This is a genomic window from Clostridium aminobutyricum (assembly GCF_017255415.1).
GTDB lineage: Bacteria > Bacillota > Clostridia > Peptostreptococcales > Anaerovoracaceae > Aminipila > Aminipila aminobutyrica.
The window spans coordinates 261,038-285,565 of record NZ_JAFJZZ010000002.1; the positions used below are offsets into that span (position 1 = coordinate 261,038).

18 protein-coding genes are annotated in these 24,528 nt (G+C 41.0%); 4 read left to right on the top strand and 14 right to left on the bottom strand.

Annotated elements, in window-relative coordinates; all coding sequences use genetic code 11:
* Positions 1–44: 44 nt before the first annotated feature.
* Genes JYB65_RS07490 through rsxC form a run of 6 tightly spaced genes read right to left on the bottom strand, consistent with a single transcriptional unit; the run spans position 45 to position 4,997 of the window.
* Positions 45–893 (bottom strand): RnfABCDGE type electron transport complex subunit B, encoded by an 849-nt coding sequence (locus JYB65_RS07490; RefSeq protein WP_206582031.1) that lies wholly within the window; start codon positions 891–893, stop codon positions 45–47.
* Between the two features lie 17 nt (positions 894–910).
* Positions 911–1,501 carry an electron transport complex protein RnfA gene (locus tag JYB65_RS07495; protein WP_206582032.1) on the bottom strand — a complete coding sequence of 197 codons (591 nt, stop codon included), beginning with the start codon at positions 1,499–1,501 and terminating at the stop codon, positions 911–913.
* A complete protein-coding gene (rsxE, locus tag JYB65_RS07500; RefSeq protein ID WP_206582033.1) occupies positions 1,501–2,172 on the bottom strand; it encodes an electron transport complex subunit RsxE in 672 nt (223 codons plus the stop codon). The genes JYB65_RS07495 and rsxE overlap by 1 nt, the downstream gene beginning before the upstream one ends.
* Positions 2,172–2,735, bottom strand: a complete 564-nt coding sequence (locus JYB65_RS07505) for an RnfABCDGE type electron transport complex subunit G (RefSeq protein WP_206582034.1) — start codon at positions 2,733–2,735, stop codon at positions 2,172–2,174. Before JYB65_RS07505 ends, rsxE begins: the two co-directional genes overlap by 1 nt.
* A complete protein-coding gene (locus JYB65_RS07510) occupies positions 2,725–3,681 on the bottom strand; it encodes an RnfABCDGE type electron transport complex subunit D (protein WP_206582035.1) in 957 nt (318 codons plus the stop codon). Before JYB65_RS07510 ends, JYB65_RS07505 begins: the two co-directional genes overlap by 11 nt.
* Positions 3,681–4,997 carry an electron transport complex subunit RsxC gene (rsxC, locus tag JYB65_RS07515; protein WP_206582036.1) on the bottom strand — a complete coding sequence of 439 codons (1,317 nt, stop codon included), beginning with the start codon at positions 4,995–4,997 and terminating at the stop codon, positions 3,681–3,683. The genes JYB65_RS07510 and rsxC overlap by 1 nt, the downstream gene beginning before the upstream one ends.
* Before the next feature lie 268 nt (positions 4,998–5,265).
* Here rsxC and JYB65_RS07520 point away from each other — a divergent pair, with 268 nt between their 5' ends.
* From JYB65_RS07520 to JYB65_RS07530, 3 genes are all read left to right on the top strand, one after another.
* Positions 5,266–6,168, top strand: coding sequence for a LysR family transcriptional regulator (locus JYB65_RS07520; RefSeq protein WP_206582037.1), 903 nt, complete (start codon positions 5,266–5,268; stop codon positions 6,166–6,168).
* 243 nt (positions 6,169–6,411) lie between these two features.
* Entirely contained in the window at positions 6,412–6,786 is a 375-nt protein-coding gene (locus JYB65_RS07525; protein ID WP_206582038.1) for an ArsR/SmtB family transcription factor, read from the top strand.
* Positions 6,787–6,840: 54 nt separating this feature from the next.
* The gene (locus JYB65_RS07530) at positions 6,841–9,162 is read left to right on the top strand and encodes a heavy metal translocating P-type ATPase (RefSeq protein ID WP_206582039.1); all 2,322 of its coding nucleotides are present in this window, start codon (positions 6,841–6,843) and stop codon (positions 9,160–9,162) included.
* 130 nt (positions 9,163–9,292) lie between these two features.
* On the opposite strand, the gene JYB65_RS07535 is transcribed toward JYB65_RS07530, so the two are convergent.
* The 5 genes from JYB65_RS07535 to JYB65_RS07555 form a co-directional block, all read right to left on the bottom strand.
* Entirely contained in the window at positions 9,293–9,844 is a 552-nt protein-coding gene (locus tag JYB65_RS07535) for a flavodoxin family protein (RefSeq protein ID WP_206582040.1), read from the bottom strand.
* 40 nt (positions 9,845–9,884) lie between these two features.
* Positions 9,885–10,853: a molybdopterin-binding protein gene (locus JYB65_RS07540; RefSeq protein WP_206582041.1), complete on the bottom strand. Its 969-nt coding sequence runs from the start codon at positions 10,851–10,853 to the stop codon at positions 9,885–9,887.
* A 96-nt stretch (positions 10,854–10,949) separates the two neighbouring features.
* Positions 10,950–12,953, bottom strand: coding sequence for a methyl-accepting chemotaxis protein (locus tag JYB65_RS07545; protein ID WP_206582042.1), 2,004 nt, complete (start codon positions 12,951–12,953; stop codon positions 10,950–10,952).
* A 354-nt stretch (positions 12,954–13,307) separates the two neighbouring features.
* Positions 13,308–15,314, bottom strand: a complete 2,007-nt coding sequence (locus tag JYB65_RS07550) for a methyl-accepting chemotaxis protein (protein WP_206582043.1) — start codon at positions 15,312–15,314, stop codon at positions 13,308–13,310.
* A 204-nt stretch (positions 15,315–15,518) separates the two neighbouring features.
* On the bottom strand, positions 15,519–16,724 hold the full coding sequence (locus JYB65_RS07555; protein WP_206582044.1) for a M20 metallopeptidase family protein: 1,206 nt from the start codon (positions 16,722–16,724) through the stop codon (positions 15,519–15,521).
* Positions 16,725–17,081: 357 nt separating this feature from the next.
* Between JYB65_RS07555 and lysA the strand changes: the two genes are divergently transcribed.
* A complete protein-coding gene (lysA, locus tag JYB65_RS07560; RefSeq protein ID WP_206582045.1) occupies positions 17,082–18,377 on the top strand; it encodes a diaminopimelate decarboxylase in 1,296 nt (431 codons plus the stop codon).
* 80 nt (positions 18,378–18,457) lie between these two features.
* Here lysA and JYB65_RS07565 read toward each other — a convergent pair whose 3' ends face one another.
* The 3 genes from JYB65_RS07565 to JYB65_RS07575 all read right to left on the bottom strand — a co-directional run bounded on the left by JYB65_RS07565 (position 18,458) and on the right by JYB65_RS07575 (position 24,482).
* Complete coding sequence (locus tag JYB65_RS07565) at positions 18,458–20,476, bottom strand: methyl-accepting chemotaxis protein (protein ID WP_206582046.1); 2,019 nt, start codon at positions 20,474–20,476, stop codon at positions 18,458–18,460.
* Positions 20,477–20,994: 518 nt separating this feature from the next.
* Positions 20,995–22,128: a GGDEF domain-containing protein gene (locus JYB65_RS07570; protein ID WP_206582047.1), complete on the bottom strand. Its 1,134-nt coding sequence runs from the start codon at positions 22,126–22,128 to the stop codon at positions 20,995–20,997.
* 278 nt (positions 22,129–22,406) lie between these two features.
* Entirely contained in the window at positions 22,407–24,482 is a 2,076-nt protein-coding gene (locus JYB65_RS07575) for a heavy metal translocating P-type ATPase (protein WP_206582048.1), read from the bottom strand.
* Positions 24,483–24,528: the final 46 nt, after the last annotated feature.

The window sequence follows — 24,528 nt, forward strand, 5'->3', positions numbered from 1 at the left end:
ACGCATATTGCGTCAGCTTTAATATGTCTAACTTTTTCGCTTTCTTATTCTGCTACTGCAGCAGCCTGTACTTGAGGTGCTGCTTCAACCGGCTTCGCTACCGCTTTCTTCACTCTTAAGTTTACGATTGCGTTAGTAGGACATTCTTTTACGCAAAGACCGCAGTTCTTGCATTTATCAAGATCAATCTTTGCAAGATTATTTTCAACAGTGATCGCATCAAACTTACAAACCTTTTGACACTTCTTACAACCAATACAACCAACGGAACAAATTTTTCTTGTTTTTGCCCCCGGATCTGTAGAGTTGCAAGCCACATAAACAAGCTTTCTTTTTTCACCCAGCATGATAACATCGTTCGGGCATGCCTTTTCGCACATACCACAGCCAACGCAGTTATCTCGATCCACTACCGCGATGCCATCACAGATCTTGATTGCGTTAAATTCACAAACATTCACACAATCACCAAGTCCCATACAAGCATGGGAGCAAGCCTTATTGCCGCCAAAGAAGCTCTTAGCGGAGGCACAAGTCTGCACGCCTTGATAATCCATGATCAGTTTTGTATTATTAATATTTCCCTGACACTTTACAAAAGCAACTATAGGTTCCATGGAACCGGCTTCCACACCAAGAATGCCTGCAACAGTTGCTGCAACCTCAGGTCCGCCTACAGGACATAAACTTGGGCTTAGGGAATGATCGTCGCCTAACGCTGCTGCATAGTCATCGCATCCTGCAAATCCGCAGGCACCGCAATTGGCACCCGGAAGCACTTCACGAATCTGAGCTATGGTCTCATCAACGGGAACGAAAAATATTCTTGCCGCAATGGTTAAAAGAATACCTAAAATCAGGCCCATTACTACTAATAGTATTACTGGTATCATATTATTCCTCCCCCTTTCTAACCGAATATGCCTTCAACGACACCACTGAATCCCATGAATGAAAGGGATAGAATGGAGGCGCCGATCAGTGTAAGCGGAACACCCTGAAATGCTTTCGGAGTATTCGCAACTTCCATCTTTAGTCTCATTCCACAGAATAGTACCATTGCAAGTAAGAAACCAACTCCAGCCGCAAATGAATTTGCAATAGCTTCGATGAAGTTGAAACCATCATCAATATTCATGATAGTTACACCAAGAACCGCACAGTTTGTTGTGATAAGCGGAAGGTATACGCCAAGTCCTTTATAAAGAGCTGGTATAAACTTCTTTAAAAACATTTCCAGGAACTGTACTAATGCGGCAATGATAAGGATAAATGTTACTGTCTGTAAATATCCGATGCCGAACTTATCCAATAAAAGTATCTGAACCGGCCAAGTGCAGGCTGTTGCAAGAACCATAACGAAAGTTACCGCAATACCCATACCCACAGCAGAGTCAAGCTTCTTGGATACCCCTAAGAAAGGGCAAATTCCTAAGAACTGTGACAATACAAAGTTGTTTACAAGAGCAACGGACATCATGATCATAATAATTTCTTTCATTATTCACAACCTCCTTTATTTGCTGATTGGCAAGTTCCGCACATCGCGCAACCTGCACATCCGAATTCCTTCTTCTTAATCGCTTTACCTTTGGAGATAAAGTTGATTCCTGCCACCAAGATGCTGTATGCGAAGAATCCGCCAGGCGCCAGCATGAAGATTGCCATCGGAGTGAACCCATCACCAAAAATTGGGATATTAAATACAGTACCTGATCCAAGTACTTCTCTGATGAAGCCCATTAAACCAAAGGCACAAGTGAAACCGATACCCATACCAACTCCGTCTAAAGCGGAATCGATAACCGAATTCTTGTTTGCGAACATTTCTGCTCTTCCCAAGATAACGCAGTTTACTACGATCAACGGAATAAATATTCCTAACGCCTTATCCAATTCCAATGCATATGCCTTGACCAAGAACTGTACGCAGGTTACGAATCCGGCGATTACTACAACATAGCAAGGGATTCTAACCTTATCCGGAATAATGTTTTTCAACATGGAGATTGCTACATTGGAGCAGATCAAAACGGCCATAGCGGCAATACCCATGCCAAGTCCGTTTAATACACTGGTCGTTACTGCAAGAGTCGGACAAGTACCAAGTAATAGAACCAATGTAGGGTTTTCTTTAATAATACCCTTTGTTATAATTCCTAATTTACTCATTATTTTACACCTCCCGCAGCGTCAAACTGCTTTAGGGCTTCCTGAACAGAATGGTACACACCATTTGAGGAAATTGTCGCACCGGTGATAGCATCTAAATTTTTATTGTTCTTAATGCTGTCTTCAGTCACTATTTCGCCTGTAGTCTTTCCGATATACTGACTTAAATAATCTACTGTCATTGCCTTTGTACCAAGGCCCGGTGTATCGGAATGATTGGTTACTTCCACGCCGGTGATCTTACCGTTTGCATCGATTCCAACCATCACTGTCATCAAACCACCATAGCTTTTTGCTGTCGCCGTAACAGCAACGCCTGCACCATTATTGGCACTATAATATTCTGTAACGCCATCTACCAATTCTCCGTCATACGGAGTGAAAGCGTCTCCTTCTGCAAGAACAACCGCTCTGGCTTCATCTGCAGCTTTTGCTGCATTTTTTTCAATAATGGGTTTGGTGATGGTGTAGATCTGTGATAGCGCAATGGCTGCAACAAGACAAAGCAGTACCAATACCAATGAAGGTTTAATTTGTTCATTAAACGTTGAATTATTTTGCATTTTTCTTTTCACCTCCATACAATCTTCTTTCACAGAAGCTATCAATATGTGGAGTTAAAATATTCATAAGCAGAATAGCAAACGATACCCCTTCCGGATAGGAACCGAATAATCGGATGATCATGGTAAATACACCACAACCGATACCAAAAATGATTTTTCCTAATGGGAGAATAGGGGAAGTCGCATAGTCTGTTGCCATAAAGAAAGCACCGATCATGACGCCTCCGGCAACAATATGGAAAATTGGATCTTGTCCAGCAGCAATTGCTAAGACAGCTACTGTACCAATAAAGGCAGCCGGAATGATTGGAGAAATGATTCCTCTCCAAATGAGGAATAGTCCGCCGATTAATAAAGCAATCGCGCTGACTTCACCCATGGAACCACCGATAAATCCTAGAAGGATATCTGTGTCAGATGGAAGAACGCCGCCGCCTTCTTTTAAAATTCCAAGCGGAGTAGGTCCTGTTACTGCGTCCGTAACCAATGTAGTTCTTGGTAATGGCCAGGAAGTCATTTCAGTTGTAAAAGATAGTAAAAGAACGATTCTAGCTGTAATAGCTGGGTTTGCAACGTTCTGACCAAGTCCGCCAAATAGGCCCTTAACGATAACGATTGCTACAAAACATCCAATAATTGCAATTATGTAAGAGAGGTTTGAAGGCACATTAAATGCTAAAAGCACGCCTGTCAAAACCGCACTCAAATCTCCGATAGTTTGCTTTCTCTTGGTAATCTTATTGAAAAGATACTCGAAAGCTACGCAAGCAACGACACAAACAAGAGTCAGCGTAACAACTCTGAATCCAAATACAAATGCACTTACAAGGAAAGATGGCGCTAACGCTAAAATTACGGTAGCCATGATTCTTGAAGTATTAACCTCGCTGACAAGATGAGGTGCCGATGATACGATTAAATTGTCATAGGCTCTATTTTCCATTATTTACTCGCCGCCTCCTTTAACACTGCTTTTCCAAGTTTATTGTTAAATCCTAAAGGTCTTCTAGCTGGGCAAATGTATGCACAACTTCCGCACTCCATACACTGCATCACTTTGAGTCGATCTAATGCTTCTGCATCTTTTCTTTCCATCGCTGCAGAAAGTGCTGTCGGGATTAAGTTAAATGGACAGGCCTTGTGACATCTGCCACAGTTGATACAAGCAGTTTCTTCTTCCACCAAGGATTGTTTTCCTGAGAAAGCAAGAATCGCATTGTTATTTTTTATAACCGGAAGCTGATCTGTGAAGATGGCTCTGCCCATCATAGGACCACCCATCAAGATCTTCTTCGGTTCTTCTTTATATCCACCGCAGAACGCCATTACATCCGCAATTTTTGTTCCGATAGGACATTTTATATTAGTTGGACGTGCTACTGCGTTTCCGTCAACAGTCATTCTCTTGCTCACAAGTGGAATGCCGCTCTTGAAATATTGTCCAAGAAATGCAACAGACGTAATATTTGAAAGTATAATTCCAAGGTCGGCAGGAAGAACACCGGCATCCAACGTTTTGCCAGTAATTTCATACACCATAACTCTTTCTGCTCCCTGAGGGTATCGGGATTGTAAAGGAACAACCTCAATATCTGGATTTCCTTTTTCTGCAATCACTTTTCTTAATGCTTCGATTGCATCCGGCTTATTATCTTCTACGCCAATATAACCCTTCTTAAGTTCAAGATATTTCATAACCAGCATCATACCGTCGATAATATCCTGAGTATCCTCAAGCATAAGTCTATGGTCGGAGGTGATAAACGGTTCGCACTCAGCTCCATTTACAATAAGTGTATCTACTTCATTTAAGTTCTTTGGGTTGTACTTAATGTGTGTAGGGAATGCTGCGCCTCCTAATCCAACAAGACCGCTATCTCTCACCGCTTTTACAAATTCCTCTCTGCTGTTGATCTGAGGAACCTGAATTCCTTCCCATAATTCCTGTTTTTTATCTGCTTCAATCACAACAATGATATCATCGCCGCCAGAAGCAGAACGAATACTTTCTATACCTACCACAGTACCTGAAACACTTGCGTGAATGGGAGCGCTTACAAATGCATCCGTATCACCTAAAGGCTGGCCAACTTTAACGTAATCGCCTTTGGCAACCAGTGGTTTGCATGGTGCACCAATGTGTTGGGACATAGAAATATAAACAAAATCAGGAATAGGCATTACTTCAGTCTCGCATCCAGATGTATGCTTGCTGTGCTGTACATGGATGCTCTGTAAATGCTTTTTCTGTTGAGCCATATTACTCTTCCTTCCTTCCTACAAATTTAACTAGTGTTGTTTAGGCGCAACAAACACGCATTGCCGCAACAACACTTTTTAACATTTTACTCTACTCTGCGTCTACTAGGGTATCACAATTCGCTTTGATTCTCCAATAAAAAACATCTATAAAATTATAGTTTTTTTTTATAGATGTTGGTTAAACTATTGAAATTGCAAGTAAACTATGATATAGTGATAAAAGTTATGGCAAAACTTTCTAGAATAATGTTGGAGAGGGAAATGAATGAACATTAACCATTTAAGATACTTTCAAGAAGTATGTAAATACAATAATATAACAAAAGCCTCTGAGGCGGTGCATGTTTCTCAGCCTTCGATTACTGCTGCCATAAAGGAGCTTGAAAATGAGCTTGGCTATCAATTGTTTAATCGAGTAAACAATCGCATATCCCTTACGGATGACGGGGCTGCGTTCCTGATGAAAGCAAAAGAATTTGTCGAGGCATATGATAATTTTCATAAAGAGGCGCTCGATATCGGCGATAAAACCCATATTGTCTTAAAAGTTGGAATTCCTGCTGTTTTGGGGACCTTTATGTTTAAAAAGTTTTTCCCAAGCTTTGAACTTTCACACCCGAATATTCGCCTTCAAATGTTTGAAATCGGTACGATTGCGGGATTAAAGAAATTAAACGAGGGCGGCTTGGATTTCTTGATCGGCGCAATGGATGATGCCACTTATCCGCAATGCGATTCCAGACTGCTTTTCCGAACCAAATTCGGACTTGCCGTCAGTCCAAAAAATCCGTTGTCACAGGTAGATTTTGCCACAAAGGAAATGATTTCCGAACAACCTTTTGTCATTTTCCCGAAAGGTTCCTACCATTATACGTCTATTACAGCACATTTTAAAAACAGACCCTTAAATATTATCATGGAAGCAAGCCAAATTTCAACTATAAAATACATTGTTGAGAATAATTATGGAGTCACTATCACGTATCAGGAAAGTTTTGATTCCAGTGCAAACATTTGTCATGTTCCGCTCGCAGAGCCTATCAACGCAAACGTGAATATACTCTGGCGAAAAAATGCCTATATCTCCAATGCCATGAAAGCATTTATTACATATGCTTCAACGATTGAAACGGGAAACCAGCCAAAAGTTGAATCGTTCTGGGATTAGGAGTTCTATACAACTTATTGAATATAATAGAGTCTTCGACGTCATGTAATATGCTCCCTTGCGTAGACAGTTTAAATAAAAACTATCTACTGCAAGAAGGAGCATATTTTTATTTATACGATTGACAAGAAAACAAATCACAAATATAATCAAAACAATTAAATGATTATTTAATTGTTTAATCGTTTAATCAATGGGTACTATATAAATATGAATAAATAATGGATATATAAGGAGACATTTATGACAGAAAAAAAGCAAGCAATTATTGTACTGCCTCATCACCACAAAACAAATACATTAAATTTTATTGAAAATAGGCCGGATCAATTGACCTTTGAAAAAGTTGCCAGTACGTTCCAGCTAATCAGCGACAGTACTCGTTTGAAAATTTTATGGTTGCTCTGCCATAGTGAAGACTGTGTCCTTAATATTGCCGCAGCGATTGACATGAGTTCTCCTGCCGTTTCACACCACTTGCGTTTGCTTAAGCAGTCCGGTCTTATCGTAAGCCGCCGGGTCGGTAAGGAAACTTATTATACGTTAGCAAAAACGGAAGAAGCGTCTCTGGTTCACGATATCGTGGATCGGACTTTCCATATTAATTGCCCAAAATGAAAACAAACGTTATCCCTTACAGATACCTTATAGTTAAACGATTGGAGGCTAGTTATGAATAAAGTTTATCTTCTTGAGAATCTATGCTGCGCAAATTGCGCCGCAAAAATTGAGAAAAAAGTATCTGAGCTGTCCGGTGTTGACGAAGTAACTCTAACCTTCACCACCAAGCAGTTAAGAATTACTGCAGAAAATCCAGACGATTATTTGGCTCAAATACAAAAAATCGCTTCCGCTATTGAACCCGATGTTATCATTAAGGAGCGAGTTCGAAAACCGGCGGCGGCAGAAGAAGAAAGCTGCGGCTGTGATCACGGGGATCATCACCATTCTGAAGAAGAAAAATGCAGCGGCGAGCATGAGCATCATCATGCTGAAACAGAGCCGCATGATTCCATGCATTCAATTCACCATCATTCTGAAAAACACGAGAAGACTCCTTTTAAAGTTTCTGAACTTCACACTATTTTATCGGGGACCCTCTTATTTGTTTTTGGAATTTTTATAGAGTCCGATTACAGTATAGTTTCTCTGATTCTGTTCGTCGTCGCTTATCTTATCCTTGGAGGAAGCATTCTTCTGACTGCCGGTAAAAATATTGCAAGAGGTCAGGTTTTTGATGAAAACTTCTTGATGAGCATTGCCACCTTGGGAGCTTTTGCCATACAGCAATATCCGGAAGCGGTGGGAGTTATGCTATTTTTCCGAATAGGCGAGTATTTTGAAGAACGGGCAGTTGAAAAAAGCAGAGGTCAAATCATGGCTGCAATTGATCTGCGCCCAGAGGTCGTCAATCTGATGGTGAATTCCGATGTTCAAACCATTCCGGCTGAAAAAGCGAAAAAAGGAGATATCATTTTAGTTCGGCCTGGCGACCGCATTCCCTTGGACGGCATTGTTATAGAGGGAGAAAGTCGTATCGACACGGCACCTATAACAGGAGAGCCGGTCCCGGTCAGAGCATTTGCAGGAGAAAGAGTTATTTCAGGTTGTATCAATACTTCCGGAGCCTTAAAGATAAAAGTAGAAAAGTCTTTAGAAGAATCCATGGTCACGCAAATCCTGGATTCGGTAGAAAATGCAGCTGCGAGCAAACCTAAAATCGATCGTTTTATTACCCGGTTTGCCAGAATATACACTCCTTTTGTGGTGGTTTTGGCGGCATTGACGGCCATCCTCCCTTCTTTGATCACGGGAGATTGGCATTATTGGATTTATACGGCCTTGACTTTCCTCGTTATCAGTTGCCCTTGCGCCTTGGTGCTCAGTGTCCCCCTCGCCTTCTTTTCCGGTATAGGGGCAGGCTCCAAAAAAGGAATTCTTTTTAAGGGTGGATTGTCTCTGGAGGCCATAAAGAATGTGAAAGCAATCGTCATGGATAAAACCGGAACGCTGACCAAAGGAGAATTTACCGTTCAGAAAATGACCTGTACCGGAACATTGTTTACAACACCTCCTCAGCAGATTTTAGACGCGATCTCCCCAACACAGACAGGGAACGTCTCTGATACGAGAGGGCTGACAAATAAAGCAGTAGAAAATTATTTGTTGTTCCTTGCAGCAAGCTGTGAGTTAAATTCCACACATCCGATAGCCGTGAGCATTGTCAATGCGGCGAACAGTCAGCAAATTTCTTTAGAGCGTCCGTCTTCTGTAGAAGAGACTGCCGGAAAAGGGCTGAAAGCAACTTTATCGGCTGGAGAAGTTCTATGCGGGAATAGAAAGCTTCTAACCGAAAACGGCGTAGATATCGAAGGGTTTCCTCCTACGGCAGGCGGAAGTGAGATCTTAATTGCACTGAACCACGAATTCATCGGAGCACTGACCATTTCTGATACGATTAAATCAGACTCGGCCTCGGCAATATCCAAGCTTAAGAAGTTAGGTATCAAGACTGTGATGCTGACCGGTGATTCGAAAGAAAGTGCCGATCTGGTCGCTGCCAAAACAGGCATTGAAGAAGTTTATGCAAAGCTTTTGCCGGATGAGAAGCTTCGTATCCTTAAAGAAATCAGAGCTGCTCACGGCGCAGTTATGTTTGTCGGAGACGGGATCAACGATACACCGGTTTTAGCCGGTGCTGATGTGGGTGCTGCAATGGGAAGCGGCGCAGATGCCGCCATTGAAGCTGCTGACATTGTGTTCATGACGTCCAGCATGGAAGCCGTTCCGGAGTCGATAGCGATTGCAAAAATAACGACTCGCATCGCCATGCAAAATGTAGTTTTCGCATTACTGATCAAAGGACTCGTCATGGTTCTCGGCCTTTTGGGGTTAGCCTCCATGTGGATGGCCGTATTCGCAGACTCCGGAGTTGCCATGCTTTGTGTATTAAATTCCATTCGGATTTTATACTCAAAATCGTTATCAAATTAAATAGCAAAATATCTGCTACCTCAATCCAAGACAAAAGCTAGCCTAAAAAAAAGACCGATAGTATGGACTATCGGTCTTTTCAAGTAAAACAAATTAAATGGCGATACGTATTCACTTAATGCAATCTTGCTTATTTTAATGATAATCCAAGCTCCTCGGCTTTTTTAAGTGCATGCGTATTCAAAATATCCCCTTTTTCATGAACGGATGGAACAAGTAAATGCGCTAAGTCTGTCCAATTTTGGTAGGCTGCGATCAGTTCATAGGTTTTCACCAATCCATCAAAATCCGATTCCTCTGCGCCTCCTGCGCACGCAAGCAACATACTTTCTTTGATATTGCTCTGTATGCCGCCGATAAGCAAGGAATACATTTTGTCCAGAGCGGCTTTCAGTTGTGCGGGGAACGTAAACCAGTACAGGGGTGTTGCGATTACAATAACATCACAGTTCTCCATCATAGGAGCCAGCATGTTAAAGTCATCTTTAAATACACAGGCTTGGCCCTCTTGGGTGTAACAGCTGTTACAGGCTTCGCATCCGCCAATATGTTTCACGGCTGTTTCATATTTCATAACGGTATGCCCGGCAGCCTCTGCACCTTTAATAAAGGCCTCTGCCAGTAATTCAGTGTTTCCACCTTTGCGAGGACTTCCCGTTAAAACTAAAATTCTCTTTTTCATTTTGGATTCAACCTTTCCTATTTTGCTTTTGTTCTTATCCTTACAGTTGGAACACCTTCACCGATTCTCCGGTTTCAATCGACGTATCCCTTAGATTCACGTAACCGTCTGCAGTAAAAAGCTGCTCCACGCCACTTAGCGTTGTATCGATCGGTTCCGCAATCCAGTCTGAACCTTCTTGTTTTAATGTGATGAAGCAAAAGGTTTCTTTTCCCTTTTTACTCGATATATTTTTGGCTATTTTGGCAGTAATTGCTTTCTCCGCATCTACCGATTTAAAATAGTACTTTTTAATAAAATAATCGATGATGGTCTGATAAGACAATATGGCCTCCATCGGGTTCCCAGATATGCCAACAGCTAATTTAGATCGACTGCAACAGCAGCAATGTTCATCCTTCATCACACCGATTATACACTCTTTTACAGGTTCCATGGCAATTGCGCGTGTAATCACTCCAGGCTCTCCAAGTGAGTTTATGATCGATGATATGGTTTTCTTGTCTTCCGTTATTTTACCGCATATAATCACCATATCGCTTCTATCGAGTGCATCCTTCATGGTCTTTTTAAGTTCATCATGAACATTTCGTACTAAAGAAATACCCCCGACCTTTGCCCCTGTCTTTTCAAGCAGCGCCATCAATAGGTAAGAATTGATATCCCGAACCTGTTTAGGTCCCGGTTCCTCAAATATACTGACAACTTCCTCTCCTGCCGTTATAATGGATATGATCGGTTGAATATAGACTTGCACGGTTGAATGCCCTAAAGCGGCGAGCACGCCGATCTCTTTAGCAGTTATCCGATGCCCTTTGTCATACCCTTTTCGCCCGAAAGAAAGATTTTCCTCCACGGCAATCTCCTCTGCCAAGTATCGATTCATTGCTTGAAACAAGGGGAGTTCTTCTGTTCCACCTGATTCACCGCAGCTTCCGGAAGCTTGTCCAAAATAAAAATCCAGTTTTTCTTTTACTTCCTGTATGGTATCTATTTTAAAAAGTTTCATCCTATTCTCCTTTAACGTTAATGTACTTAATTATACTAAATCCGCCTGAAAAGGCACTTCCGTAGAAGCGCCTTTTTTATCGGTATAATGCTTTACTTATTTTAATCTAAACTGCCCAATTAACTCCTTCAATAAGTTGGCCTGACTTGACAGCTCTTCGCTTGCTGCTGCCGTTTCTTCCGCGGTTGCGGAGTTTGTCTGTACAACGGAGGAGATTTGCTCGACTCCGATCGTTACTTGAGTAATGGAGGCGGATTGATTTCCTGTTGCATCCGATATCTCACTAATAACCGTTTTGGATTGTCTTGCACTTTCTACAATTCTGTTTAGCGATTGTGCCGTTTCATCCACGATCGTTGTTCCATTTTCAACGGCTGCTATTGCCGTTTCGATCAAACCGGTTGTATTTTTAGCGGCTTCCGCACTCTTTCCGGCGAGGTTCCGAACTTCATCTGCTACTACTGCGAAGCCCTTGCCCGCTGCTCCTGCTCTGGCAGCTTCTACCGCTGCATTCAATGCAAGAATGTTCGTTTGGAATGCGATGTCATCGATTGCTTTTATAATATTGCTGATCTGTTTAGAAGAATTCTTAATTTCTTCCATTGCTGCAATCATATGTTTCATCTGCTGATTTCCGTGATCCACTTCCGTTTCAGATTCAGCAGAAATCTGATCAGCCAGTTTTGCATTAGCTGCATTTTTTGAAATATCATGTGAGATTTCAGTGATGGTTGCAGACAGTTCTTCAATGGAGCTTGCCTGCTGCATCGCGCCTTGTGACATCTCCTGTGCACCGCTCGCCAATTGATCGGAACCGTTAGCCACCTGATCTGCCGCCACTGCAATCTCTGATAAGGTCTGCGTAAAGGTACTCTGAATTTTAAGCAGTGCCACCTTAATCTTTGCAAATTCCCCTACATAGTCCTGTTTCAACTCAAAGATGATATTGCCTTCGGCCATTTCATCCAATACGTAGGAAACCTCATCTATGTATTTCATATAGTCTTTTAGCCTTAATACCGTTCTGTCAAGGCCCTGGGCAACCTGACCAGTTTCATCCATATACCTGGTATCGACTTTTACGTTTAGATCACCATCCGCGATCTGATTCGCTGCATGGGCTAACCTCTTAAGCGGTTTGATGATTCCGGTTGAAATAAGCACAATCACTGCAGATAAAACCGCTATACTGATCATAGCAATGATTACTGCCAACGTCGCTAAATGGTTATAGCCTTCATAAAATTCCTTTTCCGGCAGGGAAGATAATATGCTCCAACCGGTTGTTCCGATCAAACTATAGTATCCATAGATATGTTCTTCGCCTCTGGAATATTCTATGTACCCTTCTTTCTGACTGGCGTAGGCATCGGTTGCCGTACTTGACAATCCGATTTCCGTCAGGTTCTTCATGACGTTTTCGTGATCCTTATCATAAACAATGGAGCCGTCATCGGCAATGAATAAAAAGAATCCGGTATCCCCCAGTTTATAGTCCGCCATAATTTTTCCCAGCTGCGTGAGCTGTATATCCAAACCGAAAATACCGATCATCTGGCCGCTCAGACTATCATACACCGGCGAGATAATACTTACACCCATGAGGCCTGTAGCGGAATCAAGATATGGTGCTGTCACGATTGTCTTATTCTCCTCCACGATTTGCTTATACCAATCTCTTGTGGTAATGACCCAATCCGGAGATGAAATTAATCCATCCGATCGTGCATATTGGCTGGAATCAAAATCAGAAACCCAGGCAACGCTGTTTTCCGAATCGAATGCCGCGATATTTCGCATGATCACATCGATCTGCGCATACCCGGAAGCCTGCTGTATAGGTGTTCCCAGCTGAAGAGTTTGAAAAAACTCCTCAAAAATAGGAATGGCGGCCGCCGTTTCAGTTGCTTTTGTATATTGGGTAAAAAAGTTTTCAACTTGAAACGCTGCCTGCTTTGAATTTGCAGTCAGTTCATTTTTTGTAGTACTTTCTATGTCCGATTTAATAAGGCTAAACAGCGTAACCAGCAATATGCACAGGCATAGAACTACAGGGGTAATTACTCCTACTAAAATTTTCAATAAGATACTCTTTCTCATAAGTATTTTCCTTTCATTATAAGCCATACACTAATTTCTTACATGTTTTACACTAACTTCATACTAATTTTGTAAGTTATTATCTACCTAGCGTATTCGTATAATTTTTACATTTATAGAAAGAATCCTCTCGTATAAATCAACTTATTTTCAGGATAATATGAGAAAATTTTATAGGAATAATTGTGTTTCATTTTACTATATAATTCCAATTGTGTCTAGCATTCTTACAGGATATTTCAAAACTTCGTACCCATTCGCTGGGATTTATTTAGCTGTTGTGCTCATGAAAGAGGGACGTGATGAAACAAAGGCGCTTCCATGGAAGCGCCTTTGTTTATTGGTATAATTTACTTACTTTAATTTGAAGTGTCCGATTAGCTCCTTGAGCAAGTTGGCCTGGCTTGAAAGCTCTTCACTTGCTGCTGCTGTTTCTTCTGCAGTTGCTGAGTTCGTCTGAACAACAAAAGAAATTTGGTCAACCCCTACGGTTACTTGAGTAATAGATTCCGATTGATTTCCTGTTGCATCAGAAATCTCATTGATAACAGCATTGGACTGTTTTGCACTTTCTACGATCTTGCTCAAGGATTGTGCAGTCTCTCCCACAATCTTTGTTCCGTTTTCAACTGCTGCAATAGCCGTTTCAATTAAGTCCGTTGTATTCTTTGCGGCTTCCGCACTCTTTCCTGCAAGATTTCGCACTTCATCTGCTACTACGGCAAAGCCTTTCCCTGCTGTCCCTGCTCTAGCCGCTTCTACCGCTGCATTCAACGCCAGGATATTAGTCTGGAATGCAATGTCATCAATTGCTTTAATAATATTGCTGATTTGATTAGAAGCGGTCTTAATTTCTTCCATAGCGGCAATCATATGCTTCATCTGCTGATTTCCGTGCTCTACCTCGGCTGCAGATTCAACGGAAATTTGATTTGCTAATTTTGCATTATCCGCATTCTTCGCAATATCATGAGAAATTTCAGCAATAGCTGCTGATAATTCTTCAACAGAGCTTGCCTGCTGCATTGCACCCTGTGATAATCCCTGTGCACCGCTTGCCAATTGATCGGAACCGGTAGCTACCTGATCTGCTGCTACTGCAATCTCTGATAATGTCTGTGAGAATGTATTTTGAATCTTCAGCAAGGCTACCTGAATCTTTGCGAATTCACCTGTATAATCATGCTGCAATTCGAATACGATATTACCTTCTGCAATTTCATCCAATACGAAAGAAATCTCATTTATATATTTAATATAGTCTTTTAGTCTTACCACTGTTCTGCCAAGACCTTGTGCAACTTGCCCTGTTTCATCCATATGTTTTGTATCAAGTTTAACATCTAAATCTCCATCCGCGATTTGATTTGCTGTATGGGCTAATTTTTGAAGCGGCTTGATAATTCCCTTAGAAATAAATACGATTACGACTATTAACAGAGCTAGTATTACTGCAGAAATACTAGTTGCCAATTTCTTTAGACCATTATAGTCTTCATAAAACTCTTTTTCCGGCAAGGAAGACAATACACTCCAACCAGTATTTCCGATTAAGTTATAATACCCATACAATTTAGCATTATCGCGCGTGTATTCCAAATATCCTTCTTTACTGCTGTTATAGGCCTCAGTCGCTTCACTCGAAAGTCCTACCTCGTACACGTTCTTCATAATGTTGTCGTTATTCTTATCGTAAACAACAGAACCATCATCCGAAAGAAAGATAAAAGATCCTGTTTTCCCCAATTTGTAAGAGGCCATGATAGAATTTAGCTTTTCTAACGTGATGTCAAGCCCTACAGCACCTATCATTTGATTGGTAGTGCTATCATACACCGGTGCTGCCGCAGTTACTACCAATCCACCCGATGCCGTGTCAATGTATGGGGCTGTCAAAATCGTACCATTTTCCTTAACCATCTTAATATACCAAGGCCTTGAGGTAACATCCCATTCCGGCTTAGCTGTAAAATTATCCGACTGCGTAAGCTGGCTGGAATCAAAATCAGCCACCCAACATGCCAGTATAGTATCTGTATCAAGAGCCGCTGCATTATCCATACCTACCTTTATGTCAGCATAGCCGGGAGCCTCTAATATGTAAATGCCCTTGGTTGTATTCTTAAAGAAGCTTTCAAAGTCTGGTTGTGATGCTACAGCTTCTGCGATTTGGGTATACTGGGTAAAGAAATTTTCCACCTGATAGGCTGCTTTCTGTGAATTGGCAGTCAATTGATCTTGCGTTGTTATCTCTATATCCGATTTAATCAAGTTAAATAGCGTGGCCAGTAAGATGCACAAGCACAAGACTACCGGGACTATTATTCCTACTAGGATTTTCCATAAAATACTCTTTCTCATAAGTGTCTTCCTTTCTTTAGTAATCCCATTAAAACTGCCATAAAAGTTCTAATATAGAATTAGCATGAAATAGTTGGGCTTTAATATATGACACATATTTTACCATAAAGCTTCAAAGGAGTCTATTATTTGACAGAATATTTTAAAGTTTTAGATTATTTTTACAATACTTTCCTTATTGGAAATAATATTGAATTTTTAACTCTATTTCTTTTTCTGGCTAAGAAGTTCCAATGTTCCCAGTATTTCCATTGTCATCCCCACTTCAATGCATTGTTCATCCGGGTTAAAATGCGCACTGTGAACTCTCTGAGGAACCGACTCTCCTTCGGACAGTGTCCCTATATTAAAATAAACAGTCTTTGCAACTCTAGAGAAATAGGAAAAATCATCGGCGCCCATGCTTGGTTCAGAGCAATGCAAAATTTTATTTTTCGGCAAAAATTGTCTCGCCGCCTTTTCCAGAATTGATTCAATTTCTTCATCATTAATCAACACGGGGTAACTATCTGTAAATTGAACACGAGCTTTCGCTCCGAAAGATTCGGCACATAGAACCGCCAGTTCTTCTACTCTTTTTTTCAAAAAGGTTCTGCTTTTCATATTTAAGGTTCGGATAATCCCGGATAAAACCGCTTCTTTCGGGATGATATTGTTCTTCTTTCCTGCATGAAATTGTGCAACGGTAATCACGGTAGGCTGGGTCGGAGAAGTATTTCTGCTTACAATACTTTGCAGCGCGCATACGATATGAGAAGCCGCAACAATCGGATCTATTCCTGTCTCCGGATGTGCTCCGTGGCATTCGATACCCTCTACCCAAATTTTGAATTCCGTAGAAGCGGCATTCATCTTCCCTTTGCAAAATTCAATACAGCCAACCGGTATTTCGGGCGCCACATGCAGTCCGATTACGACATCGACTTTTGGGTTCTCCATACAGCCTTCTTGAATCATTCGTTCTGCACCGCCGACGGTTTCCTCAGATGGTTGAAAGAAGAATTTCACATTTCCCGTTAAATCTTCTTCCAATTCTTTAAAAATCCGGGCTGTCCCTAAAAGAATCGCTGTATGGATATCATGTCCGCAGGCGTGCATCACTCCGGATTTGACGGATCGAAACGGAACATCTACCGCTTCCTGTATCGGCAGCGCATCCATGTCTGCCCGTATTCCTATCGTTTGGAAACGTTTTGCTTCATCCTGCACTTTTTTTCCTTGCAGCAACGCCACAATGCCATTGCCCGCCACGCCGGTTTGATGAGGGATTTCCCACGCAGTCAGGTATTCACTGATTTTTTGTGCGGTTCTTACTTCATACTCCGATAATTCTGGATTCGTATGAAAATCCCTTCTGATGCAGATGATTTCCTCAAGGATTTCTTCTATTTTTCTTTCTATAGGAGTCATTTTATCTTTCCTTTCAATTATGCCTTATGTCTTCCTGGCATATTAAAAATTTCTTCCCGAAATCAGAACTAAATTTCCCGAACTTCGTACCTATTTGACAAATTCTTCTTGAAGCTTTAAAATACTTTCAACTAGAGTCTCTTATTTTACCGATTTGCAGCGAAATAGTTCTTTTTTATACTAATTGGCATAATTTTTGCTTTATATATGAATCTAGGTTCATAAAACATCCAACAATCAAAGGACATTACTACAATTATATTGAGTAAAAAGAAAATGTTCACACATTTTAGGGATATCATTACAAATTCTAAAAAATACTAAAGAAAAGAAGAAATCAAGAATGGAGAAAACAACATGATTAACGAAGTAAAGAATGGAATCTTATATTTTGACGGGTGTGATACGGTCGAATTGGCCCAAAAATACGGCACACCCTTATATGTATTTTCCGAAACCGATATAGTAAACCGATTTAATGAATTAAAAAAATGTTTCATAGAGCGATATGAGAATACCCGCGTAGCTTATGCGGCAAAAGCTTTTTGCACAATCGCCATGTGTAAATTGGCGGCTAGAGAAGGAATGTGTATCGACGTTGTGTCCGGAGGAGAATTATATACCGCTATACAAGCAAAATTCCCACCGGAAAAAATAGAATTCAACGGAAATAACAAACAAGCCGATGAATTGGCGATGGCCATCGATTACGGCATCGGCAGAATTATTATCGACGGATTGCAGGAATTATCATTAATTGAATCCATATGCAAAGAAAAGGGGAAAAAGGTTCAGGTTTTATATAGGATCACACCGGGCGTAAAATCCGACTCCCATGATTATATCGTTACGGGCAAGAAAGACTCCAAATTTGGAATCCCGCTTGATGAGCATGTGATCTTTCCTGCGGTAGAAGCCGCTATTCAATCCGAATATGTGGATTTTTTAGGATTCCACTTCCATGTGGGCTCTCAGCTTTTTGACAACACTTCACATTTGCAGGCCTTGGAAATCGTGCTATTCTTAATCAATTCTGTGAAAGAGCGCTTTCACTACGATGTGACCGAGCTCAATATCGGCGGCGGATTTGGCGTGACCTACACCAGTGAAGAAAGAAAACCGTTTGAATATTTTTTAGATCCTATGATGCATCGAATTGAAGAATTCTTTTCTCATTTAGGAATTAAACGACCTGCTGTAGTAATTGAACCGGGCAGAAGCATCGTAGCAGAAGCCGGGTTAAGCCTGTATACCATCGGCAGTATTAAAGATATCGAAGGAGTTCGTAAATATGTGTCCATCGATGGGGGAATGACGGACAACATTCGTCCCGCTTTATATCAAGCGGTATATGCCGGTATCGTAGCGAACAAGGCCGACCAGCCTAAAAACGATAAGGTGACGATTTGCGGTAAGTGCTGTGAATCCGGCGATATACTAATCAGAGATATCGACATAGCAGAGCCGGCAAGCGGAGATATCTTTGCCATTTTCTCCACCGGTGCTTATGGTTTTTCCATGGCCTCCAATTACAATAAGAATGCGATTCCGGCTGTTGTTCTCGTGAAAGAAGGTTGTGATGAACTAATCGTAAAAAGACAGTCCTATGAACATATGCTTCAAAATGAACTTGTTCCGGAATCTTTGAAATAGCGTTGTTCCCTTTATCTGAATGATGCCAAGCAAAAGGCGCTTCCTATGGAAGCGCCTTTTTTTATTGGGTATAAATTTACTTACTTTAATTTGAATTGTCCGATTAACTCCTTGAGCAAGTTGGCCTGGCTTGAAAGCTCTTCACTTGCTGCTGCTGTTTCTTCTGCAGTTGCTGAGTTCGTCTGAACAACCGAAGAAATTTGGTCAACCCCTACGGTTACTTGAGTGATCGATGCAGATTGATTTCCTGTTGCATCAGAAATCTCATTGATAACAACATTGGACTGTTTCGCACTTTCTACGATCTTGCTCAAGGATTGTGCGGTTTCCCCTACAATCTTTGTTCCATTTTCAACTGCTGCAATAGCCGTTTCAATTAAGTCCGTTGTATTCTTTGCTGCTTCCGCACTCTTTCCTGCAAGGTTTCGAACTTCATCTGCTACTACGGCAAAGCCTTTCCCTGCTGCCCCTGCTCTGGCCGCTTCTACTGCTGCATTCAACGCAAGGATATTGGTCTGGAATGCAATGTCATCAATCGCTTTAATAATATTGCTGATTTGATTAGAAGCTGTCTTGATTTCTTCCATAGCGGCGATCATGTGCTTCATCTGCTGATTTCCGCGCTCTACCTCCGTTGCAGATTCAACGGAAATTTGATTTGCCAATTTTGCATTATCCGCATTCTTCGCAATATCATGAGAAATTTCAGTAATGGTTGCGGACAATTCTTCAACAGAACTTGCCTGCTGCATTGCACCCTGTGATAATTCCTGTGCACCGCTTGCCAATTGATCGGAACCGGTAGCCACCTGATCTGCTGCTACTGCAATCTCCGATAATGTCTGTGAGAATGTATTTTGAATCTTAAGCAAGGCTACCTTAATCTTTGCAAATTCACCGGTATAATCCTGCTGTAATTCAAATACGATATTACCTTCTGCAATTTCATCCAATACGAAGGAAATCTCATTGATGTATTTAATATAGTCTTTTAGTCTTACCACTGTTCTGCCAAGGCCTTGTGCAACCTGACCGGTTTCATCCAAGTATTTTGTATCGACTTCAACCTCTAGATCTCCATCAGCGATCTGATTCGCTGCATGTGCCAATCGCTTAAGCGGTCTGATAATTCCTATTGAAATTACTACGATTACCGCGGTCAAAATAGCAATACTGATAAGTGCAATAATGACAGCCAGCGTTGTTAAATGACTGAAACCTTCATAAAATTCTTTTTCAGGTAAGGCAGATAATACACTCCAACCCGTATCACCAATTAGGCTGTAGTACCCATAAGAATTAATTGTTTGGTCCTTATATTGTGATGTAAATTCCAGATATCCTTCTTTTTGATTGGTGTAGGCATCCGTCGCTGTACTTGACAGGCCGATCTCTGCAACATTTTTCAAGATGTTGTCTTCGTTTTTATCATAAACGACTGAACCGTCACCGGCAATAAATATAAAGAATCCGGTATCACCCAGTTTGTAATCTGCCATGATCTTTGCAAGTCTGGTGATCTTTAAATCCATTCCGACTACACCAACCATTTGGCTTGTCGCAGGATCATACACCGGGGAAATTGCACTGACAATCATTTCACCGGAAGCAGTATCCACATAAGGTGGAGTCAAGATCGTTCTATTTTCTGCTGTGATGGTCTTATACCATCCCCTTGTGGTTACATCCCAATCCGGGCCGGACGTATAATCGTCGGATTGAGTAAGCTGACTGGAGTCAAAGTCCGCAATCCAGCAAGCAAGTATATTATCGGAATCAAGCTCTGCCGCTCTTATTAAGCTTCCTTTCATATCTTCAAATCCAGGAGCCTGTAAGATAGGAGTACCTGGGGTCGTTGCATTAAAGAAGTTTTCAAATTTTGGCTGTGCCGCCACCGCTTTGGTTATCATTATGTATTCGGTAAAGAAGTTCTCCACCTGATACGCCGCCTGCTTTGAATTTGCCGTCAATTCATCTTTTGTTGTTGTCTGTATGTCCACCTTTACAAAGCTAAACAACGTAAACAGCAAGATACATAGGCATAAAATTACTGGAATGATTACACCCACCAGAATCTTAAATAAAATACTCCTTCTCATAACCTTCTTTTCCTTTCTCAACAAACACATTAGCCTCTAAATAATCACTACTGGAAGAATGTTCCTCAAATATACATTGTCACCATGTCATATGAGAATCTTAGATATACAACCGTATGCTTTTGTCCATATTCTACTTTATTCCATTAAATTTGTCTAGCAGATTTCGACATAATATTAACAATTTTGTTGCCATAATTTACTAGTTTTGACCCTGCCGAGAATGTCTGCCAACGTTTTAATTTCAATTTTTTACGCCGTAATTCTATTGCCTTTTTCTTTTTACGAACAATATCCCATTGAATATGCAGAATTTTCGTTCATTTTTGTTAATTTACAGCTATTCCTATCTAATCTATTTCTTCCTATTTTTCCTCAACAGCATGTCTATCGGCCTTATGTAGTTCTTTGTTAAAACTTCATGAACTTTAAACTTATTTTCTCTTAATAAATTGTATTTGTTTGCTTCTTATTCTCATTTTGTTGTAATCAATATGTCTTTTGTTTGGTGCTCCGCGTTATGCTTTTCGACGCTTTGCTTGATACATATTATGGTCTGCCTGAGCGATCAGCCTATCTATTGAGGAGTTGCGTTCCCATACAGCATATCCGATGCTTAAGGAAACTGAAAATACTTCGGAATTGGTCCGATTAAAGGTATGGGTATTTTGATGGAGTAATTCTATTAATTTTTGTACGTTAGACAATTGTCTTGTTTGATAGACGACAGCAAATTCATCTCCGCCGTATCGGGACAGAAATACATTTTTATTTTTACAAGATTTTTTTAGGATGTCTGCAACGCAAATCAACGCCTTATCTCCGGCCAGGTGCCCGTATGAATCATTAATTTGCTTAAATTTATCCACATCTATCATAATCAGCGCAATGACATCTTTATAATCCGTATCCCTTGTTTTAAAGTACAAATATTTATCAAATTGAAGCCGATTATTTAAGCCGGTCAGCGAGTCCGTATTGATTTGTTGGTTCTGAATATTAACGAATATCATTAAAAGAGAAATAACCGTGCTAATCCAAATCAGAGAAACTTCAGAAAATATCGATTGCACCATGATCCCTATAACAGGAGGAAGGGCAAAAAAAGCCATGAGGTAAGCCTGCCTTTTGTCACCGGCTATTTTACTGCTGTACCCTTTGTGCACAGACAGTACAAAGGAACAGATGAGATAGGAAAAGGAAAGAATGACAGGAATAATAACCCATTCCCCTCTGTGATAGACATTATGGGCGTCGATAGAAAAAATCAGACCGCTCCCTAAATTGTAGGCGATTACGACAATATCAATCAATAAAGGAACGAAATAGACCAGCAACCGATTACGCAAATGCCGAATGGTATTGTTCAATTTGCAATCGGAATAGAGCAGCCAAATAAAAGAAATAAACCCACACAAAAAATAGTAGGCTGTGGAAATCAAAAAATTCAGCTCCCTTGCGAAGGAAAAGGTTTTTCCATCTATCAGCCACATGCCGGAATCTAATACAAGAATATACATGGCAGCAATAATCAAGGTGTTAAACAGTTCTTGCTGGATTGTGATTCCAACCGATTTCTTCTGGTTGGTAAGGAGAATAGCTAATATGATGAAACCTACAATATTTATTTGAGCATATAAAAATTCTTCCATATATAAACTCCCAGCGTAGATTTGTCATCTAATTCCATTGTTTAATTCTTATATATTACATGATTGCCATTAAAAAGTATATGCCTATTTTCCTTGTTTTGTTGTGCTGCATTTTTTTGCACTTTCTATCCGGAAGGAAAGATTATAATTGGCTAAGCATTATAAAATCCCATCTTCAGATACGCTCTGCCGATGGGATTTTATTTTTTCATATATTTTTTTATTCGTTTACGGTGACTTCGGAATCCGAGGTACGGAGCACCGGGTTTTTTAGAAAGCTACGCTAATAATTTTTGCATACTGTGTAAGCTGATTCCCAAAGTCGATGCATTATGCAATAACGCAGAAGTGGAAGGCGGGATGAAACCGCTTATACCTAAGAGCAGCAACCCCGTATTAAATCCTACAATAAAGCGGTAGTTCTCTCCGATCCTCTTCATCAAACAATTGCTGATCAGCTTCAACGTAACTATATCGTACAAATTATCGGCACCGATTATAACATCTGCAATTTCCCTGGCGATTTCAGCTCCGTCACTGATGGCAATTCCCGCATCTGCAGCGGATAACGCAGGAGAATCATTAATTCCGTCGCCGATCATGACAACCTTGTTTCCTGACGCCTTTTCCCGTTCGATGTATTTTGCCTTATCCTCCGGCAGAACCTCGGAATAATACTCATCTACACCGATTTTATCGGCGATGGCTTTTGCGGTCTTCTCATTATCGCCGGTCATCATGACAACCTTATTGATCCCCAGCTTCCTTAAAGAATTGATAACGGCTTCCGCCTCTTTTCTTAACGGATCTTCAATGCATATGACAGCGGCCAATTCATTTTCAATCGCCAGATATAAGTGGGAATACTCTTCCGGCAATTGCTGGAACTTGTCTTGTTCCGAAGCTTGGGTTTTGCATTTTTCATCATCAAAAACAAAATGGTAACTTCCGATAATTACTTTTTTATCTTCAATGTAGGAGGAAATGCCATGGGCAACGATGTAATCTACTTTGGAATGCATTTCATCATGCGTTAGCTCCTTATCCTTTGCCGCTTTCACTACGGCTCTTGCCATAGGATGCGGGAAGTGTTCCTCTAAACAGGCTGCTACTCGGAGCATTTCATCCTTATCCCGGTCGCCGAACGTAACCACCTCTGCGACTGTAGGTTTTGCCTTTGTAAGGGTCCCTGTCTTGTCAAAAACAATGGTGGTTGCCTGAGCTACAGCTTCTAATGATTTGCCCCCTTTAACCGTTATATCATATACTCTGGCTTCTTTAATGGCAGACAACACCGCAATCGGCATGCAAAGCTTTAATGCACAGGAAAAGTCGACCATCAATACCGATAAGGCTTTTGTCATATTCCCCGTGATTAAATAGGTCAGCACGGTTCCTAAAAGTGTATAAGATACTAATCTATCCGCTAAATGTTCCGCCTTTCCCTCCAATGCCGATTTCAGTTTTTCCGTTTCTTCTATCATCGTCACAATCCGTTTGTACCTTGTGGAGCCGAACGTTTCCTTAACGATTATCGTAAATTGACCTTCTTCTACGATTGTACCTGCATACACATATCCCCCTGCTTCTTTTTCTACCGGGACAGACTCTCCTGTAAGAGAGGCCTGATTAACAGTACCTATTCCGGCTTCAACAAGACCGTCAAAAGGAATCACGTTCCCTGCATGTACTACAACCCGATCACCGGGAACAATATCGGACACGGATACCAGTCGCTCCCGTTCCTCTTTTATAAGCCATACTTTACTCACATTCAGTGACATACTTCTCGCGAGATCATTGACGGTTTTTTTGTGAGTCCATTCCTCTAATATTTCTCCTATTCCAAGCAAAAACATAATGGAACCTGCCGTATGAGTATCCCTTCTTAAAATCGATACCGTGATGGCCGCCGCATCCAGTGCCGATACTTCCAATTTCATACGCGCCAGACTCCGAATTCCCTTCCAGATGTAACCGGCTGATTTGACTCCGGTATACAGAATGCGGACCTGATACGGAAGAAAGGCTTTGATCACTATGTGATTGATAATCTTATCCATCAACTTATCTTGATAAAATGCGTTCAATTCTCTTCCTGATGTCTCAAGTGATCCTTCGGGCATTTTAACATCTTCATATCGGAACGCGGCCAGAGCTTCCAGCAGTATCCCGCTGTCTCCGACAAAATGAATAGCGACATCCACCGTCCTCTCGTATACTTTTACTGAAGTTACCGTCTTTATACCGTTTAAATAATAGGAAAGGATATCGGCCTCCTCATAGGACATTTTATTTTGCAGAAGGTGAATCCGGAATCTCCCTTTGATTTGATGCTTTATGATAAACTTCATAATTCCTCCGTTTTAAGCACCCTCAGATCATGCTGTGAGTGTCTCA

Bases quoted from the DNA above. Each gene is read 5' to 3' on its own strand.
- JYB65_RS07490 (WP_206582031.1), bottom strand. From the start codon at position 893: ATGATACCAGTAATACTATTAGTAGTAATGGGCCTGATTTTAGGTATT.
- JYB65_RS07495 (WP_206582032.1), bottom strand. From the start codon at position 1,501: ATGAAAGAAATTATTATGATCATGATGTCCGTTGCTCTTGTAAACAAC.
- rsxE (WP_206582033.1), bottom strand. From the start codon at position 2,172: ATGAGTAAATTAGGAATTATAACAAAGGGTATTATTAAAGAAAACCCT.
- JYB65_RS07505 (WP_206582034.1), bottom strand. From the start codon at position 2,735: ATGCAAAATAATTCAACGTTTAATGAACAAATTAAACCTTCATTGGTA.
- JYB65_RS07510 (WP_206582035.1), bottom strand. From the start codon at position 3,681: ATGGAAAATAGAGCCTATGACAATTTAATCGTATCATCGGCACCTCAT.
- rsxC (WP_206582036.1), bottom strand. From the start codon at position 4,997: ATGGCTCAACAGAAAAAGCATTTACAGAGCATCCATGTACAGCACAGC.
- JYB65_RS07520 (WP_206582037.1), top strand. From the start codon at position 5,266: ATGAACATTAACCATTTAAGATACTTTCAAGAAGTATGTAAATACAAT.
- JYB65_RS07525 (WP_206582038.1), top strand. From the start codon at position 6,412: ATGACAGAAAAAAAGCAAGCAATTATTGTACTGCCTCATCACCACAAA.
- JYB65_RS07530 (WP_206582039.1), top strand. From the start codon at position 6,841: ATGAATAAAGTTTATCTTCTTGAGAATCTATGCTGCGCAAATTGCGCC.
- JYB65_RS07535 (WP_206582040.1), bottom strand. From the start codon at position 9,844: ATGAAAAAGAGAATTTTAGTTTTAACGGGAAGTCCTCGCAAAGGTGGA.
- JYB65_RS07540 (WP_206582041.1), bottom strand. From the start codon at position 10,853: ATGAAACTTTTTAAAATAGATACCATACAGGAAGTAAAAGAAAAACTG.
- JYB65_RS07545 (WP_206582042.1), bottom strand. From the start codon at position 12,953: ATGAGAAAGAGTATCTTATTGAAAATTTTAGTAGGAGTAATTACCCCT.
- JYB65_RS07550 (WP_206582043.1), bottom strand. From the start codon at position 15,314: ATGAGAAAGAGTATTTTATGGAAAATCCTAGTAGGAATAATAGTCCCG.
- JYB65_RS07555 (WP_206582044.1), bottom strand. From the start codon at position 16,724: ATGACTCCTATAGAAAGAAAAATAGAAGAAATCCTTGAGGAAATCATC.
- lysA (WP_206582045.1), top strand. From the start codon at position 17,082: ATGATTAACGAAGTAAAGAATGGAATCTTATATTTTGACGGGTGTGAT.
- JYB65_RS07565 (WP_206582046.1), bottom strand. From the start codon at position 20,476: ATGAGAAGGAGTATTTTATTTAAGATTCTGGTGGGTGTAATCATTCCA.
- JYB65_RS07570 (WP_206582047.1), bottom strand. From the start codon at position 22,128: ATGGAAGAATTTTTATATGCTCAAATAAATATTGTAGGTTTCATCATA.
- JYB65_RS07575 (WP_206582048.1), bottom strand. From the start codon at position 24,482: ATGAAGTTTATCATAAAGCATCAAATCAAAGGGAGATTCCGGATTCAC.